The 17,237-nt window shown below is 57.8% G+C and carries 17 protein-coding genes and 1 tRNA gene; 13 read left to right on the top strand and 5 right to left on the bottom strand.

What is annotated here, in order from left to right; all coding sequences use genetic code 11:
- Window positions 1-359 precede the first annotated feature (359 nt).
- The 13 genes from TG4357_RS02280 to TG4357_RS02220 all read left to right on the top strand — a co-directional run bounded on the left by TG4357_RS02280 (window position 360) and on the right by TG4357_RS02220 (window position 13,839).
- The gene (locus TG4357_RS02280) at window positions 360-824 is read left to right on the top strand and encodes a DUF2946 family protein (protein WP_139193590.1); all 465 of its coding nucleotides are present in this window, start codon (window positions 360-362) and stop codon (window positions 822-824) included.
- Entirely contained in the window at window positions 821-3,022 is a 2,202-nt protein-coding gene (locus TG4357_RS02275) for a NosR/NirI family protein (RefSeq protein ID WP_058261254.1), read from the top strand. Before TG4357_RS02280 ends, TG4357_RS02275 begins: the two co-directional genes overlap by 4 nt.
- Window positions 3,023-3,033: 11 nt before the next feature.
- Entirely contained in the window at window positions 3,034-4,974 is a 1,941-nt protein-coding gene (nosZ, locus tag TG4357_RS02270; RefSeq protein WP_058261253.1) for a TAT-dependent nitrous-oxide reductase, read from the top strand.
- Between the two features lie 2 nt (window positions 4,975-4,976).
- A complete protein-coding gene (locus TG4357_RS02265) occupies window positions 4,977-6,308 on the top strand; it encodes a nitrous oxide reductase family maturation protein NosD (RefSeq protein ID WP_058261252.1) in 1,332 nt (443 codons plus the stop codon).
- Window positions 6,274-7,170 (top strand): ABC transporter ATP-binding protein, encoded by an 897-nt coding sequence (locus TG4357_RS02260; RefSeq protein WP_058261251.1) that lies wholly within the window; start codon window positions 6,274-6,276, stop codon window positions 7,168-7,170. The genes TG4357_RS02265 and TG4357_RS02260 overlap by 35 nt, the downstream gene beginning before the upstream one ends.
- Complete coding sequence (locus tag TG4357_RS02255; protein ID WP_058261250.1) at window positions 7,167-7,991, top strand: ABC transporter permease; 825 nt, start codon at window positions 7,167-7,169, stop codon at window positions 7,989-7,991. The genes TG4357_RS02260 and TG4357_RS02255 overlap by 4 nt, the downstream gene beginning before the upstream one ends.
- Window positions 7,988-8,554, top strand: a complete 567-nt coding sequence (locus tag TG4357_RS02250) for a nitrous oxide reductase accessory protein NosL (RefSeq protein WP_058261249.1) — start codon at window positions 7,988-7,990, stop codon at window positions 8,552-8,554. The genes TG4357_RS02255 and TG4357_RS02250 overlap by 4 nt, the downstream gene beginning before the upstream one ends.
- A 4-nt stretch (window positions 8,555-8,558) precedes the next feature.
- Window positions 8,559-9,467: an FAD:protein FMN transferase gene (locus TG4357_RS02245; protein ID WP_058261248.1), complete on the top strand. Its 909-nt coding sequence runs from the start codon at window positions 8,559-8,561 to the stop codon at window positions 9,465-9,467.
- A 205-nt stretch (window positions 9,468-9,672) separates the two neighbouring features.
- A complete protein-coding gene (locus tag TG4357_RS02240; RefSeq protein WP_233487413.1) occupies window positions 9,673-10,308 on the top strand; it encodes a 5-formyltetrahydrofolate cyclo-ligase in 636 nt (211 codons plus the stop codon).
- Window positions 10,305-11,504, top strand: a complete 1,200-nt coding sequence (locus tag TG4357_RS02235; protein WP_058261247.1) for an NnrS family protein — start codon at window positions 10,305-10,307, stop codon at window positions 11,502-11,504. Before TG4357_RS02240 ends, TG4357_RS02235 begins: the two co-directional genes overlap by 4 nt.
- 148 nt (window positions 11,505-11,652) lie before the next feature.
- Window positions 11,653-11,737 (top strand) — tRNA-Leu (locus TG4357_RS02230).
- A 215-nt stretch (window positions 11,738-11,952) separates the two neighbouring features.
- Window positions 11,953-13,287: a trigger factor gene (tig, locus tag TG4357_RS02225; RefSeq protein WP_058261246.1), complete on the top strand. Its 1,335-nt coding sequence runs from the start codon at window positions 11,953-11,955 to the stop codon at window positions 13,285-13,287.
- Between the two features lie 135 nt (window positions 13,288-13,422).
- Window positions 13,423-13,839, top strand: coding sequence for a DUF1330 domain-containing protein (locus tag TG4357_RS02220; protein ID WP_058261245.1), 417 nt, complete (start codon window positions 13,423-13,425; stop codon window positions 13,837-13,839).
- A gap of 81 nt (window positions 13,840-13,920) precedes the next feature.
- On the opposite strand, the gene TG4357_RS02215 is transcribed toward TG4357_RS02220, so the two are convergent.
- The 5 genes from TG4357_RS02215 to rpsF all read right to left on the bottom strand — a co-directional run bounded on the left by TG4357_RS02215 (window position 13,921) and on the right by rpsF (window position 17,130).
- Window positions 13,921-14,799 carry an acyl-homoserine-lactone synthase gene (locus TG4357_RS02215; protein ID WP_058261244.1) on the bottom strand — a complete coding sequence of 293 codons (879 nt, stop codon included), beginning with the start codon at window positions 14,797-14,799 and terminating at the stop codon, window positions 13,921-13,923.
- Between the two features lie 116 nt (window positions 14,800-14,915).
- Window positions 14,916-15,614, bottom strand: a complete 699-nt coding sequence (locus TG4357_RS02210; RefSeq protein ID WP_058261243.1) for a helix-turn-helix transcriptional regulator — start codon at window positions 15,612-15,614, stop codon at window positions 14,916-14,918.
- A gap of 280 nt (window positions 15,615-15,894) precedes the next feature.
- The gene (gene rplI / locus TG4357_RS02205; RefSeq protein ID WP_058261242.1) at window positions 15,895-16,512 is read right to left on the bottom strand and encodes a 50S ribosomal protein L9; all 618 of its coding nucleotides are present in this window, start codon (window positions 16,510-16,512) and stop codon (window positions 15,895-15,897) included.
- Between the two features lie 11 nt (window positions 16,513-16,523).
- The gene (rpsR, locus tag TG4357_RS02200; RefSeq protein ID WP_008328567.1) at window positions 16,524-16,751 is read right to left on the bottom strand and encodes a 30S ribosomal protein S18; all 228 of its coding nucleotides are present in this window, start codon (window positions 16,749-16,751) and stop codon (window positions 16,524-16,526) included.
- A gap of 22 nt (window positions 16,752-16,773) precedes the next feature.
- A complete protein-coding gene (rpsF, locus tag TG4357_RS02195) occupies window positions 16,774-17,130 on the bottom strand; it encodes a 30S ribosomal protein S6 (RefSeq protein ID WP_058261241.1) in 357 nt (118 codons plus the stop codon).
- Window positions 17,131-17,237: the final 107 nt, after the last annotated feature.

Raw genomic sequence — 17,237 nt, 5'->3', positions numbered from 1 at the left:
CGTTTGTTCGACTGTGTCGTGGAAATGTCGGAATTGCTTCTAATGAGATTGAACTGCCAAATATTGTAAATTTTTTAACTATCTGAATATATTGATTATATTCTATTTCATAGTGCGACCATCACATGTTGTGAGGTGGCGTTTTTTCTCAGCCTGAAAAATCGTGCAGGTTTAATTCAATTAGTTGAAATAAAGTTATTTTTTTCGATTTATTGCCAAAAGACACACCCAAATATCGCCAGTCTTGTGGCGAACACATTCCGCAAATTAAATGTGCGCGTTGCGAGTATTTTGGGCAACATGAAAACATTTGCGCTAGATCAATGAATGAGTGCTTCTCTATTGCTAGAGGAGTCTTTATGAAACGCGCCGCCTCCATCCTTTTCAGCTGCTTGGTTGCTTTTGCCCTTACTTTGTATGGTCCTTTGGGCATGGCTGAGGCCAGCAGTAACGGCACGTTCCTGGAGATGGAAATCTGCGCCGACGGTGTGGCGGAAACCGTGCTTGTCGGCTTTGATGGAACGCCTATCGAACCCAGTCACGACTGCCACCAGTGCTGCGTTTGTTGTGACACTTTCGCCGGTCACCCGAACCTTGCAAACGGGGTGGGCCTGCCTTTCTGCTTATCTGTAGCAGCGGCAGAACCATCCTCTTTCCAAACCCCATTCCTTCACACTTCAAATATCCGTCCGATGCCGCGCGGCCCTCCGGTGATGCACAAGACAGTGCAAAACACGCCGGTTCCGATCCATGTTGATCAGGTTCTTTACGGCCATAAAACACGCTGCGACGGGCGACCTCTTTTCAAGGACGCCAACGCATGACATCCCTCCGTTACCTTCTGAAAGCTATCGCCCTGGCCGTTACGATGCTCCTTTGGGGGTTTCCGGCTTCGGCCCAGTCCGTTCTTGCCAAATTGTTGCCCGATGTGCAGGTCGGGGAGCTTGTCGAAGGGGCCGATGCGTTTGGCGCGGTCAATTCGGACATTCCTGCCGTTCAAGTCCTTAAAAACGGGGAGCGCATTGGCTGGGCCTTTGTGACGTCGGATTATGTTTCGACCACCGGATATTCAGGCAAGCCAATTCACACCATGGTCGCGGTGGATGATGCGGCGCAGGTTATCGGGGTGCAGTTGGTCAAGCATTCTGAACCGATTGTCCTGATCGGTATACCAGATTCCAAAATCAAGGCGATGGTGGCGGGCTATACCGGGCTTGATTTGGTTGCCGAAGCTGAATCAGGCGGCACCGCGCATGAGCTTGATATCATATCGGGCGCGACCGTGACGATCATGGTGATCGACGATTCCATTATTCGCGCAGGTCTGAAAGTCGCCCGGCAGCTTGGGCTGGGCGGGCTTGTCGTGGAAGAAAAAGGGACCGGGCCGCAGTTTGAAATCGACCCGGACGCGGCAGCCGCCAGCGATTGGATGACGTTGGAAGGCGACGGCACATTGCGGCGCTTGTCGTTGGATGTGGGGCAGGTCAATGCCGCCTTCGCCGCAATGGAAGACGAACGCGCCGCCAAGCGCGCCCTGACCGATCCCCCCGAAACCACTTTCATCGAGATGCAGACCGCGTTGGTGTCGCACCCCGCGATCGCGCGGGCGTTGTTGGGAGACGCGGTAGCCGAAAATCTGGAAGACTGGCTGGAGGAGGGCGATCACGCCATCGCCATCGTTGGCCGCGGGCTTTATTCCTTCAAAGGTTCTGGATATGTGCGCGGCGGCATTTTTGACCGGATCGTGCTGATTCAGGATGATGTTTCGGTCCGGTTCCGCGACCGTATGCACAAGCGGATCAATACGATCATTGCCGAAGGGGCACCGGCCTTCAATGAGGCGGATTTGTTCAAGATCCCTGCGGATAGCGAATTTGACCCGACGAAACCGTTTCGCATTCAGCTGTTGGTACAGCGCGAGGTTGGCGCGATCGAAAAGGTCTTTACCACCTTTGATCTGGGCTATCAGTTGCCGGATCAATACATCCGGGCGATTGCCCCGGCACCGACCGCCGAAGTTCCAGCAGCCGTTGAAAGGGTCGCCAGCCAGTCTGAACTGGATGCCCAACAGGCCCTTTGGAAACGGATTTGGGAAGGAAAATTAACCGAAATCGTTGTTCTGGTCACGATGCTGTCGGTGCTGACGGTCGTGTTCTTCTTTCAGGGGATCGCGACGCGCAACGAACGTGGGTTCTTTTGGTTCCGGATGACATTCCTGACGGTCACGCTGGTCTATCTGGGCTGGTATGCGAATGCGCAACTGTCTGTGGTCAATCTCATGGCCTTGTTCGGATCGCTGATGACGGGGTTCAGTTGGCAGGCCTTCTTGCTTGATCCGCTGACCTTCATCTTGTGGTTCGCGGTTGCAGCGGCTTTGCTGTTCTGGGGGCGCGGGGCCTATTGCGGTTGGCTGTGCCCGTTTGGCGCGCTTCAAGAACTGCTGAACAAGGTCGCCCGTGCCTTGCATATTCCGCAATGGACCCTGCCTTGGGGCCTGAACGAACGCCTGTGGCCGCTGAAATACATGATTTTCCTGGGGCTGTTCGGCGTGTCGCTGTCCAGCATCGAGCAGGCCGAGCATTTGGCCGAAGTCGAGCCGTTCAAGACGGCGATCATCCTCAATTTCGTCCGCGCCTGGCCGTTCGTGGCTTATGTCGCCGCATTGTTGATTGCCGGGCTGTTCGTCGAACGGTTCTTCTGCCGCTATCTTTGCCCGTTGGGCGCGGCGCTGGCCATTCCGGCGCGGCTGCGGATGTTTGATTGGCTCAAGCGGTATCGGGAATGTGGCAACCCGTGCCAGACCTGCGCCCATCAATGCCCGGTTCAGGCGATCCATCCAACCGGCGAAATCAACCCGAACGAATGCATCAACTGCCTGCATTGTCAGGTGCTTTATCAGTCCGAAACGACGTGCCCTGTGGTTATCAAAAAGATCAAGCGCCGGGCCAAAGATGCCGGGGGGCCAGATCTTTCGCGCTTTGTCGGGCACCCAAATCAACAACCCAAACCACCTGTAACATGAAAGGAAATACCATGTCAGAGGGAACGAAACTGCCAATTACGCGCAGAAGCTTGCTTGGCGCTTCCGCTGGAGGAGCGGCTTTGGCCGGCGCTTTCGGGTCGCGCGCCATGCTGACGGGAACGGCCGCGGTCGGTGCTGCCACGCTGGCCAGTACGACAAGCGCCCGCGCTGCCGCCGGTGCGGAAGTCGGTCCGGGGCAGCTGGATGAATATTATGGGTTCTGGTCGTCCGGGCAGTGCGGCGAGATGCGTATTCTGGGCGTGCCGTCCATGCGCGAGCTGATGCGTATTCCCGTGTTCAACACCTGTTCGGCGACCGGGTGGGGCATCACCAACGAATCCAAGAAAATCCTGACCGAGGGTTTGACCGAAAAGACCAAAGCGCAACTGGCGGCCAACGGCCACGAATTCCCGCCAAACGGCGATTTGCACCACCCTCACATGTCCTTCACCGAAGGCACCTATGACGGGCGCTTCTTGTTCATGAACGACAAGGCCAACACCCGTGTCGCCCGTGTTCGTTGCGACGTGATGAAATGCGACAAGATCATCGAGATCCCCAACGCCAAGGCGATCCATGGGTTGCGGCCGCAAAAATGGCCACGCACCAACTATGTCTTCTGCAATGGGGAAGACGAAGTGCCAATGGTGAATGACGGCAAGATTCTGGATGAGCCAGAGCAGTATGTAAACTTCTATACCGCTGTAAACGCTGACGAAATGACCGTGGCATGGCAGGTCATGGTTTCGGGCAATCTTGACAATACCGATTGTGACTATGACGGAAAATACGCCTTCTCGACATGTTACAATTCGGAAATGGGCATGACGCTTCCCGACATGACAGAAGCCGATATGGACCATGTCGTTGTCTTCAACATCAAGGAAATCGAAAAAGGCATCGAAGCCGGTGACTTTGTCGAACTCAACGGCGTCAAGGTTCTGGACGGACGTAAAGGGCAAAACAAGAAATACACCCGCTATATCCCGATCCCGAACAACCCGCATGGCTGCAACATGGCGCCGGACAAGATTCACCTGTGCATTGCGGGCAAACTGTCGCCCACCGTGTCGGTGATCGACGTGCGCAAGCTTGACGCGGTGTTCAACGAGGATGCAGATCCGCGCAGCGCTGTTGTCGCGGAGCCCGAGCTGGGTCTTGGACCGCTTCACACCGCATTTGATGGTGAAGGCAACGCGTTCACCACGCTGTTCCTCGATAGTCAGGTGGTCAAGTGGAACATCGAAAAAGCGGTTCAGCTTTACAATGGCGAAGACGTGGACCCGATCATCACCAAGCAGGACGTGCATTACCAGCCCGGCCACAATTCGACCGTGATGGGGGAAACGCTGGAAGCCAGCGGCAAATATTATTTGACGATGAACAAGTTCTCCAAGGATCGGTTCCTCAACGTTGGACCACTGAAGCCAGAAAACGAACAGTTGTTCGCGATTGACGGCGACAAGATGACCCTGATCCATGACGGCCCGACCTTTGCCGAGCCCCATGACAGCATCATCGTCGATCCAAGCAAGGTGAACCCGAAATCCGTTTGGGATCGTAACGATCCGATGTGGGCAGATGCCCGGGCGCAAGCCGAGGCGGATGGCGTTGATCTGGACGATTGGCAAGACACGGTCATCCGCGACGGCAACAAGGTGCGGGTGTATATGTCGAGCCAAGCGCCAAACTTTGCGTTGGAATCCTTCACCGTGAAGCAGGGTGACGAAGTGACCGTCTATGTGACCAACCTTGATGACATCGACGACCTGACGCACGGTTTCACCATGGGCAACCATGGCGTGGCAATGGAGATCGGGCCGCAAGCGACATCTTCGGTCACGTTTGTGGCGGCGACACCGGGCGTGTTCTGGTATTATTGCCAGTGGTTCTGCCATGCGCTGCACATGGAAATGCGCGGTCGTATGTTCGTTGAACCGAAAGACGCGTAAACATGCTGCGCCCCCTGACATATGTGATGGCTGCACTGGTCGCTTTGCCGCTTTGGGCGGCAGAGCTGCGCGTGCCAGCTGCGTCAGGGGGGCTTGACCTTGCCATCGCCGGGGCCACCCCCGGCGATGTGCTTGTTCTGGAGGCGGGCCGCCATGCCGGCCCCGTTTACATCGATCGGCCTTTGACACTGACCGGCCCGCAAGAGGCCATCATCGATGGTTTGGGGCAGGGCACTGTCGTCACCATCGCCGCGCCGGATGTGACCGTAAAAGGGATCACCGTCACCGGGTCGGGTTTGAACAGTCAGGATTTGGATGCCGGTATCAAGATATTGAAAAAGGCCGACCGTGCGCTGGTGGAAGGCAATCATGTGCTAGGCAACCTGCACGGTATCGACGTGCATGGCGGGCTGAATGCCGTTGTGCGTGCAAACACGATCGAAGGCACCCAGAACCCGCGCATGAACGACCGCGGGAACGGGATTTATGTCTGGAATTCGCCGGGCACCGTTGTTGAAAACAATTCTGTCCGCTGGGGCCGTGACGGCATTTTTTCAAACACTTCGCGCGATGGAACCTATCGCAACAACCTGTTCCGCGATCTGCGTTTTGCGGTGCATTACATGTATACCAACAATTCCGAAGTGTCGGGGAATGTGTCGATCGGCAACCATCTTGGTTTCGCGATCATGTTTTCCAACCGCGTAGTGTTGAAGAACAATCTCAGCCTGTCGGATGGCAGTCACGGTGTGATGCTCAACTTTGCCAACAATGCCGATGTGTCGGGCAATCTGGTGCGCGGCGGGGCGGATCGCTGCACGTTTATCTATAATGCCCACAAGAACATCATCTATGACAACCGCTTTGAAGGCTGCACGATCGGCATTCACTTCACCGCCGGATCAGAACGCAACGTGCTGACCGGAAACGCGTTTATCGGCAACCGCACGCAAGTGAAATATGTCGGTACGCGGGACATCGAATGGAGCTTTGAAGGGCGAGGCAATTATTGGTCAGACCATCCCGGTTTTGACCTTGGCGGGGATGGCATCGCTGACAGCCCGTTTCGGCCCAACGACCTGATGGATCATATCCTTTGGTCGCAACCTGCCGCGTCTTTGCTGATCGGTGCGCCCGCCGTGCAACTGATCCGTTGGGCGCAATCGAGCTTCCCTGCAACGCTGCCGGGGGGCGTGGTTGACAGCGCCCCGTTGATGGCCGGGCCCATCATAACGGTTCCCCCTGAATATATCGCAATGGAGGCCGAAGCTGCCGCCAAACGCAACGAAAGACAACTTGATGACTTCGACATTAACGATCTCTCATCTCACTAAGGCGTTTGGCGGGGTCAAGGCGCTGAGCGATGTGTCTCTCAGCGTGGCTCCGGGCGAACGCGTGGCGCTGCTGGGCCATAATGGTGCGGGCAAATCGACCTTGATGAAGGTCATTTTAGGTCTGATCGCGGCGGATGGTGGCGAAATTTCGGTGTGCGGTGCGGCCCCGGGAAATGCACAGGCGCGCGCGCATGTTGCTTACCTGCCCGAGAATGCGGCTTTCCATTCTGCTTTGACCGGTTTGGAACAGATCACTTATTATATGCGCCTGCGCAACGAAGACATATCGGGGGCGCTGCCCCTGTTGGACCGTGTCGGTCTGGCCCATGCCGCCAACCGCCGGATCGGCACTTATTCCAAAGGGATGCGTCAGCGCGTGGGGCTTGCCCAAGCCCTGATCGGACATCCCAGCCTGTTGGTTCTGGATGAACCAACGAGCGGTCTTGATCCTGTGTCGCGCCGTGATTTTTACGAACTGCTGGATGGTCTGGCGGCGGACGGGGCCGCGATCTTGTTGTCGAGCCATGCTTTGACAGAGGTCGAAGCGCGCACAGACCGGTTGTTGATCCTGTCTGGTGGCCGTTTGGTGGCCAAGGGGACATTGCCAGAGCTGCGCAGGGAAGCCGCGTTGCCCGTATCGATGCAGATCCATGCGCATGAAACGCATGAAGCAGAGATCATGGCGGCGCTGCCAGCTGCCGTTCGCATGAACAACGCGATTCACCTGACATGCGGCCAGGATGAGAAACTGACGACGCTTGCCCAGATATCGGCATTGCAGGGCAAAGTTGCCGATCTGGATGTCATCCCGCCAAGTCTGGAAGACATATACAGCCATTTCAGCCGGAGGGACGGACAATGATTGCCCGTATCCTTGCCACCGCCAAGACGGAAATTCATATTGCACGGCGCAACCGCTGGGTGCTGATTGCGGTGCTGTTGATGGTGGTCTTTTCGCTTGTTCTGTCGGCTGCTGGGTCGGCCCCAACGGGGGCGTTGGGGGCTGACCGTTTGTCCGTTCTCGTGGCTTCCCTGACATCGCTTTCGGTCTATCTGGTGCCATTGGTGGCTCTTTTGATGTCGTTTGATGCCGTGGCGGGGGAAGTCGAGCGGGGCACGCTGCCATTGCTGTTGACCTATCCGGTGGCACGCTGGGAAATTCTGGCTGGCAAGCTTGTGGCGCATACGACCATTTTGATCGTTGCGATTTGCGCCGGATATGGTGCGGCAGCGGCTGTTGCCATCGTCGCTGATCCGACGGCGGTATCGGGATTGATCGCGTTGTGGCGGCTGACATGGACATCGGTCTTGTTGGGCGCGACGTTCCTGGGGATCGGTTATGCGCTGTCATCGCTGGCGGGCCGCGTTTCGGGGGCTGCCGGGTTGGCTATCGGGCTTTGGCTGGGTTTGGTTGTGCTTTATGATCTGGGGCTGCTGGCGGCGGTTGTTGCCGACAATGGCGGCCGCTTCACCACAACCGTTTTTCCGGCGGCTTTGCTGGCCAATCCTGCTGATGCGTTCCGTTTGTTCAACCTGACAGCGTCGCAAGCCACTGTGGCTGCTTCGGGTGTTGGCGGTGCGGCAAACGCAATCGCGCCGTGGCAATCCCTTTTGTCGATCATGGTCTGGCCATTGATCGCGATCGGGGTGGCTGCGGTGGCCTTCCGAAGGGTAGAGCCATGAAATATTGGATTTTGACACTTGCGTTATTGGGTCTGACCGCCTGCAAGGACGACGTCGTACAAGACACCACCCCGTTGCCGCTTAGCGAAGAAGCGGCGGGTCATTACTGCCAGATGATCCTGCTGGAACATGATGGCCCCAAAGCGCAGGCGCATTTGGCGGGTTTGCCTGGCGCGCCACTGTTTTTCAGTCAGGTCCGTGACGTTGTTGCCTATATGCGGATGCCGGAACAGAGCCACGCCATCCTGACCGTCTGGGTCAGCGATATGGGGGCCGCAGGTGCGAATTGGGCCGCGCCCGGGCCGAATAACTGGATCGCAGCCAAGGGTGCTTTTTATGTCGTCGGCGGCCGCAGCATCGGCGGGATGGGCGCACCGGAAGTGGTGCCGTTTTCCGATCCGGGCAAGGCGGCAGAGTTCGCCCAGACCAATGGCGGGCAGGTCATGCGGTTGGCCGACATACCCGATAGCGCGGTTCTGGCGCCTGTCGCGCTGGACGGTGACGCAAGTGATACAGATTTTGAAAATCGTCTGCGCGCCTTGTCGCGCAAATCCGGAGAGTAAAACCATGACCAATCGACGCCGTTTTCTGGCCATTAGCGCCGCCGCGATTGCCCTTCCCGGGGCATTGACCGCCAAGCCAATTTATACTTGGAAAGGCACGGCCTTGGGCGCGCGCGCGACGCTGCGGCTGGACCATCCCGATGCGAAGCAGATCAGCGCGCGGGTCGCGGCGGAAATTTCCCGCCTTGAAGACATTTTCAGCTTGTACCGCCAAGACAGCGCTTTGGCGCGGTTGAACCGATCGGGGGCGTTGCAAATGGCCCCGTTTGAATTGCTGGAATGTCTGTCGCTGGCCGGCGCGGTCCATGCTGCAAGCGGTGGTCGTTTTGACCCGACCATACAAACGCTATGGGCCAGTTATGCCGAGGCTTTCGCGACTGGAGGGCGGCCCACGGCAAGCGATTTGCACGAAGCGCGTGGTTTAACAGGTTGGGACAACGTCGTTTTCAACGCTTCGGCCATCACTATGCGGACCGGCATGGCGTTGACGTTGAACGGGATCGCGCAGGGCTATATCGCGGACCGCGTGGCCGAAATGTTGCAAGCCGAGGGCCTGACGAATATTTTGATCGATACCGGCGAGTTTCGTGCGCTTGGATCGCAACCCGATGGCAAGGCGTGGCCTGTCAGGCTTGCCGCCGGGGGTGAGGTGCCGCTTGCCGCGCGCGCGCTTGCCACGTCTGCACCGCTTGGGACCACTTTTGACGACGCGTCCGAGGTTGGCCATATTCTTGATCCGCGTACGGGGGAGCCGAGCCGCGCGAACTGGCGGGAAATAACCGTTTCTGCAAAGTCGGCCGCGCTTGCCGATGCTTTGTCGACCGCTGCCTGTTTGTTCCAGACGCGTGCGGAAATCGATGCGTGCCTGGCGCATTTTCAAGATACAATGCTGGAAGCGGTCCACGCTATGTAAGGAATAAAATGACATTAGCATAAGGTGTTTAGGTGGCGAAGCTTACCTTTGGGTAGACGTTAGAAGCTGTTTTAAGACTGGAGGAACGAATGCAGAATTCGGTTTGGATGACCGTCGCTGATCAGCGGCGGACGCAACGCCACCAGCGCAGCGGATGGGCCAGATCACCAACCCGCGCGGCGATGGAACAGACCGGAGGCCGTGCATGACCGACGACACTGAAACCACGCGAAACCATGATGTTCCTGTCAGTGCGGTGGCGGCGTGGCGACGCGGTGAGCGGACCCGGCTACGCGAGGCCCGTCAGGCCCTTGGCGTGGACGCGCGTCGGACCATCGGTCAGGCGATCACAGGTCATTTGCGCGCCCTGTTGGAGCGCCGTTTCAACGGTGCCAAAGGCCGGATATTTTCTGCCTATTGGCCGATCAAGGGGGAACCCGACCTGCGCCCGCTGATGACCGATCTGCACGGGCTTGGCGTGATGATCGCCTTGCCGATTGTGGAAACCAAGGCTGCGCCGCTGGTGTTTCGCCGCTGGACGCCGGACACAAAGATGGTGCGGGGCGATTGGAACATCCCGGTGCCCCCGCCCGAGGCCGATCAGGTGATCCCCGACATCACGCTTGCACCGCTGCTGGGGTGGGACGTTCGGGGCTTTCGGTTGGGATATGGCGGTGGTTATTTCGATCGAACCCTCGCCGATCTGGACCCGCGCCCGACAACCATCGGGATCGGTTTTCAGGCGGCGCATCTGACGACAATTCATCCTCAGCCGCATGATATCCCGCTTGATATCATTCTGACCGAGGCGGGCGTGCAAACAAAAAGGATTTCGCCATGAGCACTGCCGCACAAATGCGCGCCTGGACCGGGCCGGCATTGTTGACGTATGGGTTTCGGCCGTTCTTTTTCGGGGCAGGGATTTGGGCGGCATTGGCCATGGTGCTTTGGGTGCCGATGCTTTCGGGCCATTTGGAATTGCCCAGCCGGTTTGACCCGGTGTCGTGGCACGCGCATGAATTTCTCTATGGCTATCTCGGGGCGGTTGTCGCCGGGTTTTTGCTGACATCGGTGCCAAACTGGACCGGGCGGTTGCCGATTGTCGGCTGGCCGTTGGGCGGGCTGTTCGTGCTTTGGCTGGCCGGGCGGCTGGCCGTTGCTGTTTCATCGGGATTGCCGGTCTGGCTGGTGGTTTGCGCGGATCTATCCATGCTTGTCACGCTTGCGGTCGTGCTGACCCGCGAAATCGTTGCAGGCAAGAATTGGCGCAACCTTATGGTGCTGGTCATGCTGGCGGTGTTGATCCTTGGCAATGGGGTGTTCCATTGGGAAGCGGCGCAGGGGGACTATGCCGCCCAAGGCTATGGTTTGCGGATCGGTCTTGCGGCGGGGTTGATGTTGATCGCGGTGATCGGGGGGCGGATTGTGCCGTCCTTCACTCGCAATTGGCTGGTGCGGCGGGGCAGTGGCAAACTGCCCGTGGCGCCGATGAAGACCTTTGACAAAGCCGCTTTGATCGTCCTGCTGATCGCGCTGCTGTTCTGGATCGCAGCGCCGGAAAACAGGGCAACGGCGTTTGTTATGCTGTTGGCGGGCCTTTTGCACCTGATCCGGCTTTCCCGCTGGGCGGGGGAACGGTGCCTGAGCGAACCGCTGCTTTGGGTGCTTCACCTTGGCTATGGGCTTCTGCCGCTGGGGGCGATCATGGTGGCGCTTGAGGCGTTGCGTCCGGGGGGGGTCGGGTTTGCGGCGGCACAACATGTCTGGATGGCTGGCACCATTGGGGTGATGACGCTGGCTGTGATGACACGCGCAACATTGGGCCATACCGGCCAGACGCTGCATGCCGGTCCGGGAACCACCATGATTTACCTTTGCATTATTGCCGCCATGCTGTTGCGGCTTGCCGCAGGGGGCTGGCCGATGCAGGCCGATATTTTGTTGGTCCTGTCCGGGACTGTCTGGATTGCGGCGTTCGGCGGGTTTGCCGTTCTCTATGGCCGGCTTTTGTTGCGCCCGCTGCCGAGGGGGGCATGACAGGGCCTTGGGCGGGCGAAGGACAGGGGAGGAAAGCCATCCGATGGGCGCAGACACGCGCTGCGCCAAGCTGGTTTGAATGCCGATGGTCCTTACACGCATGGTGGCTTGACCATGGTCGTTGCGCCCTCTAAATAGCCACGGCAGTGCGGGCGTGGCGAAATTGGTAGACGCACTTGGTTTAGGTCCAAGCGCCGCAAGGCGTGGGGGTTCAAGTCCCTCCGCCCGCACCAAGACATCAGGAACGATCAAACATCGGTGGCAAACCTGCGGCGGCGCGCCGCAGGCGGGGGAATGCGGGTTGGTTTTTCACTGCTGTGGGCCCGCGCAGCCGGTTTCGGCTGAAATTACGGCATTTCAGGCTTGAACCCACGCCGCGCCACCTCTAGTAAGACGCAAATTTCACCAGGCTGCCAGCGGGCGGCCTGTTATTTTCGTGAGGAATCCAATGCAAGTCACCGAGACCCTGAACGAAGGCCTGAAGCGCGGTTACGAAATCACCGTTGCGGCCGCCGAGCTGGAACAGAAGGTCAACGAAAAGCTGGCCGAGGCGCAGCCCGAAGTCGAAATGAAGGGCTTCCGCAAGGGCAAGGTGCCGATGGCGCTGCTGAAAAAGCAATTTGGTCAGCGTTTGCTGGGCGAAGCGATGCAGGAAACCATCGACGGCGCGATGAACAAGCATTTCGAAGAAAGCGGCGACCGCCCGGCGTTGCAGCCTGATGTGCAGATGGTCGATTCCGAAGAGTGGAAAGAAGGCGACGACATGAAGGTCACCATGACCTATGAAGCGTTGCCGGAAATTCCCGATGTCGATTTTTCGGGTGTTGAACTGGAACGTCTGGTGGTCAAGGCCGATGACGCAGCGGTCGACGAAGCGCTGGCATCGCTGGCCGAAACCGCACAGGATTTCGCCGACCGTGAAGACGGGGCCGAAGCCCAGGACGGCGACCAGATCGTGTTCGATTTCCTTGGCAAGGTCGATGGCGAAGCCTTTGACGGTGGTGCCGCCGAAGATTACCCGCTGGTGCTGGGATCGGGATCGTTCATTCCGGGATTCGAAGAACAGCTGGTCGGTGTGAAAGCCGGTGACGAAAAAGCGGTCAATGTGACGTTCCCCGCAGAATACGGCGCGGAAAATCTGGCCGGTAAAGAGGCCGTGTTCGAATGCACCATCAAATCGGTGAAAGCCCCCAAGACGGCTGAAGTCGATGATGAGCTGGCCAAGAAATTTGGCGCCGAGGATCTGACCGCGCTGAAGGGGCAGATTTCGGAACGTCTGGAAGCCGAATATGCCGGTGCCGCGCGTCAGGTGCTGAAGCGCAAGCTGCTGGACACTCTGGACGAGCTGGTTTCGTTCGATCTGCCGCCGAGCCTGGTGATCGCCGAAGCCGATCAGATCGCGCATCAACTGTGGCATGAAGAAAACCCCGAGGTCCACGATCACGACCACGGTAAGGTCGAAACCACCGAAGAACACACCAAACTGGCCGAGCGCCGGGTGCGTCTGGGCCTGTTGCTGGCCGAGCTGGGCCGCAAGGCCGAGGTCGAAGTGACCGATGCCGAAATGACCCAGGCGATCATGAACCAAGCCCGCCAATATCCGGGTCAGGAACGTCAGTTCTTTGAATTCGTTCAACAGAACCAGCAGATGCAGCAGCAACTGCGCGCGCCGATCTTTGAAGACAAGGTTGTCGATCACGTGGTCGATCAGGCCAAGGTGACGGACAAGGAGATCAACAAGGACGATCTGCAAAAAGCCGTTGAAGAACTGGAAGACGAATAAGTTCAGACGTTTTCGAATGTCACAAAGGCCGCCCAGTGGGCGGCCTTTTCTGTTTCTACGCGACGTTTCGCGGAATGTGCGATTGACCCGGTGCCGTTTGTTGGCTTTGCTGATCCCGATTTCAGGGGGGACAGCATGGATTACACCAGTTTTTCAAAAGACGATTTCGACGCGTTCCGGGCCAATGACCGACCCGGCCCTATTCAAATGCTCAATCTGGTAAAACTGCGCGACCGGGCGGATTATCCCGACGGGCGCGATGCGACCGGGGCCGAAGCCTATGCGGCTTATGGCCAGCAAAGCCATCCGGTTTTCCTGCGTGTGGGCGGGCGTATCATTTGGCGCGGCCAGATGGAGCAGATGGTGATCGGACCGAAGGACAAGGCGTGGGATCTGTGTTTCATCGCCGAATATCCCGAACCGCAGGCGTTTATCGATATGCTGAAAGATCCCGAATACCGTACCGCAATGGCGCATCGGCAGGCGGCGGTGGTGGATTCGCGGCTGATCCGACTGGCACCGTTATCCGCTGGGGATGATTTCAGTTCATGAAACGACCAGCCCCGGTGCCAAAGGCGGGGGCTGGTTCGCGTTCCGGTTCCGTGAGTGCGGTTTCGGGTGTGTTTCCGGGGCTCAGGCGTCGCAGCGCCGGGCGGCCGGGGTCGTCGTCAGCAGGCCAGACAGTTCGAGCTTGAGCGCGTGCGCTGCGGCCTTGTCTGCTGCGGTGTGGGCGCTGGCGATCTGATCTTCGCAATAGAGGCGCAGGTCGTCCAATGTCGGTTTGCGCATTTCCGTCGGCTGTGGATCGAAATCGTAAGCCGATTCAAGTGCGATACCGGCGGTCTGATGCGTATGCGCATGGACGCCGGAATTGAACAGGGCCAAAGCGTCTTCGTTGCTGGCGAACACGTTCTGGGTGATGCCTGCGAAATCACGGATGCCGTCGATCCGTTCGTCCGAACAATCCATCAAAGCCGCCATCGCCTTGACCTTGCCCATCTGCTTGGCGCTGCCAAGGTAGTCGTAGGGCGCGTTGCGCGACCGTTTCATCACCCGGTCCATTACCGGATCGATCACCGCGATGGCATCCAGGACGCCGGCCTGCTGGGCGTATTCGAAGGCCCCGATCATCACTTCGCTGGTGACGTAGGAAATCGAATTGTTCTTGGTGGTGCCTTTCAGCTTTTCGGTATCCACGCAAAAACGGGTGGCTTCCCAAATCCGGGCGCTGCGCAGCGGCGGTTCGCCGTCGAGGATGTTGTAAAACACATCCGCCAGCATGTGCGGGCCGGTGGTTTGAAGCAGCCGCATGCAGCCGACGACATCCCCATCGTCATCCAGGCAAACTACATGTGCAGGGTTCAGGGCATCGAATTGATCGATTTCCATCCCATTCTTCACATCGACTTCCCAGCCAAGCCGCCCGGCGAACACGCGGGCGCGCAATGCGTGCATTTCTGCCAAGACGTCAGAAAACAAGTGTCGGTTCAGCGCGTCAATTACAATGATCATTTGTGGTTCCCCTACCGTTTGTCATTTGTACTAAATTTGAACCAAATGACATGGGTTCGACCATTAGGGGTTTCCCGTATGGTCCGGAAGGGTGGGGAATCGCAGAGAAATGCGGGTCAACCGGGGTGGATCATGCCGAATGTAATGGCGCGACCGACCGCCTGAGCGGTGGTCAAAGCACCAAGTTTTTCACGGCCCGAGCGGATATGAACTTCGACCGTCCGGTGGGATATAGACAGAATGTCCCCGATATCCTGCTGCGATTTGCCCGCAGCGACCCATTGCAGGATTTCCTTTTCCCGCGTTGACAGAGACGGCAATGACAACGCTTTGGGCAGCAGGCCCGATTTCATCACGTTGTCATGCATGTGAACGGCGGCATATTGCAGATCACCGATGACCTTGGGTTTAAATTTTTCCCATTCTCCGTCGGAACATTTTCGGGTTACGCTGAGCAATCCGCAATCGCCGTAAGGGCCGCGGACCGGGACGCTGATGCCGCGATCGGTGATGCCGAAATCGAAGGCGTCGAAAAACACCTTGTTGAATTTGTCGTCATGGGAAAAGCGGCCCCAATCCACCGGCGCAATGGACAGCATCGAAACATAGAGCGTCGGGTCCAGCCGATGATAGCCCTTTTTGCCGTAATGGTTTTTCCATTCGTCAGGGTAATTGGCGAACCCCTGCACATCTCCGGTGACCAAGTTGGTGGTCGCATAGGACGCGAAGTCAAAGCCAAGAGACTGGCAGAGACTTTCGAGAAATTCCAGAAAACGGTCGTCGTCATTAACCGAACTAAGGTCGATCAGGTCCATGGTCGTTCACTTACGGTGCCGGTCGGTGTCCAGGACAGCGGTAACTCAATGCGTTGGGTGAAATTTTCACCCTCTGTTTCACTCAAAAATACACTCGGCATTGGGCTGAAGCCTGGCATCGCCTGTGTTTGATACGGTTGGCGCTACGATAAGAAGACAACAACGAAAAGCTACGCCAGTTAAGCATGACGCAATTTCGGTCCTGAGGCAATCATCCCCGAACAAAAAAAGAACTGCGCGGAAATCCGCGCAGTTCCTGCTTTCAGACCGTCGGTCTGACTTAGCTTTCGGTGCTGTCTTCGTCAGCTTCTTCGGAGGCCGGGGCCAGATCGTCGTCTTCCGCAGCAGACCCGATATCGTCGAACAGTTCGGCGATTTCGAATTCCGCTTCGGCTTCGGCTTCGGCGGCCAGTTCCTGAATCGACTTGCCCGAGGCTTGCAGTTCGGCTTCTTCTTGCGAACGAGCAACGTTCAGTTCGATCTGAACCAGAACTTCGGGGTGCAGGGTGATGTCGATGCCGTGCAGACCCAGTTCTTTGATCGGGGTCGGGATGACGACCTGTTTGCGGTCGACCGAGAAACCACCAGCGGTGGCAACATCGGCAACGTCACGCGTGGTGACAGACCCGTACAGGTTGCCGCCATCGGAGGCCTGACGAATCACGATGAACTGCTGACCATCCAGCTTTTCACCAAGCGCTTCGGCTTCTTTGCGGGTTTCCAGGTTGCGGGCTTCGAGCTGTGCTTTTTGTGCTTCGAAATTGGCCTTGTTGGCCTCCGAAGCGGTCAGCGCTTTGCCCTGGGGCAGCAGGAAGTTGCGGGCGTAACCGGATTTGACGTCGACGACGTCGCCCATCTGGCCCAGCTTTGCCACGCGTTCGAGAAGGATAACTTGCATCTGTTTGCTCCTTACTTCACGGCGTAGGGCAGCAGGGCGAGGAAGCGGGCGCGTTTGATCGCACGGGCCAGTTCACGCTGCTTTTTTGCCGACACTGCGGTGATGCGCGAGGGCACGATCTTGCCGCGCTCGGAAATATAGCGCTGCAGCAGTTTGGTATCTTTGTAGTCGATCTTCGGCGCATTGTCCCCGGAGAAGGGGCAAACTTTGCGGCGGCGGAAAAACGGTTTAGCTGCCATTGGTTAGCTTCCTTTCTAGGGGTTACGAACGGCGTTCGCGGCGGTCGCCACGATCGTCACGTTTCTGCATCTGGACCGAAGGGCCATCTTCGTGGCCGTCGACCTTGATGGTGAGAACGCGCATGACATCGTCATGCAGGCGCATCAGGCGTTCCATTTCCTGAATGGCCGGCGCGGGAGCGTCGGTTTTCAGGAAGGCATAGTGGCCTTTGCGGTTCTTGTTGATCTTGTAGGCCATCGTTTTGACGCCCCAGTATTCGCTGTCAACGACGCTGCCGCCATTGTCCGCAAGTACGGTGCCGAAATGTTCGATAAGGCCTTCAGCTTGCGTGTTGGACAAGTCCTGACGCGAGATGAATACATGCTCGTAAAGCGGCATGTGCACTCCTGTTCATTTTCAGGCGCATTTCAAAGAACGGGTCATAACCTTCCGCGACCCATCCACGAGAGGCTGCGCGGTTCAACATTCATGCGGAAGGTTGCGGG

Source organism: Thalassovita gelatinovora (assembly GCF_001458355.1).
Classification (GTDB): domain Bacteria; phylum Pseudomonadota; class Alphaproteobacteria; order Rhodobacterales; family Rhodobacteraceae; genus Thalassobius; species Thalassobius gelatinovorus.
This window is presented reverse-complemented; position numbering and strand designations above follow the sequence as displayed.

What these genes read in the sequence shown, in the direction of transcription:
- tig (WP_058261246.1), top strand. Translation starts at nt 11,953, where the DNA reads ATGCAAGTCACCGAGACCCTGAACGAAGGCCTGAAGCGCGGTTACGAA.
- TG4357_RS02275 (WP_058261254.1), top strand. Translation starts at nt 821, where the DNA reads ATGACATCCCTCCGTTACCTTCTGAAAGCTATCGCCCTGGCCGTTACG.
- TG4357_RS02265 (WP_058261252.1), top strand. Translation starts at nt 4,977, where the DNA reads ATGCTGCGCCCCCTGACATATGTGATGGCTGCACTGGTCGCTTTGCCG.
- TG4357_RS02215 (WP_058261244.1), bottom strand. Translation starts at nt 14,799, where the DNA reads ATGATCATTGTAATTGACGCGCTGAACCGACACTTGTTTTCTGACGTC.
- TG4357_RS02210 (WP_058261243.1), bottom strand. Translation starts at nt 15,614, where the DNA reads ATGGACCTGATCGACCTTAGTTCGGTTAATGACGACGACCGTTTTCTG.
- nosZ (WP_058261253.1), top strand. Translation starts at nt 3,034, where the DNA reads ATGTCAGAGGGAACGAAACTGCCAATTACGCGCAGAAGCTTGCTTGGC.
- TG4357_RS02220 (WP_058261245.1), top strand. Translation starts at nt 13,423, where the DNA reads ATGGATTACACCAGTTTTTCAAAAGACGATTTCGACGCGTTCCGGGCC.
- rplI (WP_058261242.1), bottom strand. Translation starts at nt 16,512, where the DNA reads ATGCAAGTTATCCTTCTCGAACGCGTGGCAAAGCTGGGCCAGATGGGC.
- TG4357_RS02260 (WP_058261251.1), top strand. Translation starts at nt 6,274, where the DNA reads ATGACTTCGACATTAACGATCTCTCATCTCACTAAGGCGTTTGGCGGG.
- TG4357_RS02280 (WP_139193590.1), top strand. Translation starts at nt 360, where the DNA reads ATGAAACGCGCCGCCTCCATCCTTTTCAGCTGCTTGGTTGCTTTTGCC.
- TG4357_RS02235 (WP_058261247.1), top strand. Translation starts at nt 10,305, where the DNA reads ATGAGCACTGCCGCACAAATGCGCGCCTGGACCGGGCCGGCATTGTTG.
- TG4357_RS02250 (WP_058261249.1), top strand. Translation starts at nt 7,988, where the DNA reads ATGAAATATTGGATTTTGACACTTGCGTTATTGGGTCTGACCGCCTGC.
- TG4357_RS02245 (WP_058261248.1), top strand. Translation starts at nt 8,559, where the DNA reads ATGACCAATCGACGCCGTTTTCTGGCCATTAGCGCCGCCGCGATTGCC.
- rpsR (WP_008328567.1), bottom strand. Translation starts at nt 16,751, where the DNA reads ATGGCAGCTAAACCGTTTTTCCGCCGCCGCAAAGTTTGCCCCTTCTCC.
- rpsF (WP_058261241.1), bottom strand. Translation starts at nt 17,130, where the DNA reads ATGCCGCTTTACGAGCATGTATTCATCTCGCGTCAGGACTTGTCCAAC.
- TG4357_RS02255 (WP_058261250.1), top strand. Translation starts at nt 7,167, where the DNA reads ATGATTGCCCGTATCCTTGCCACCGCCAAGACGGAAATTCATATTGCA.
- TG4357_RS02240 (WP_233487413.1), top strand. Translation starts at nt 9,673, where the DNA reads ATGACCGACGACACTGAAACCACGCGAAACCATGATGTTCCTGTCAGT.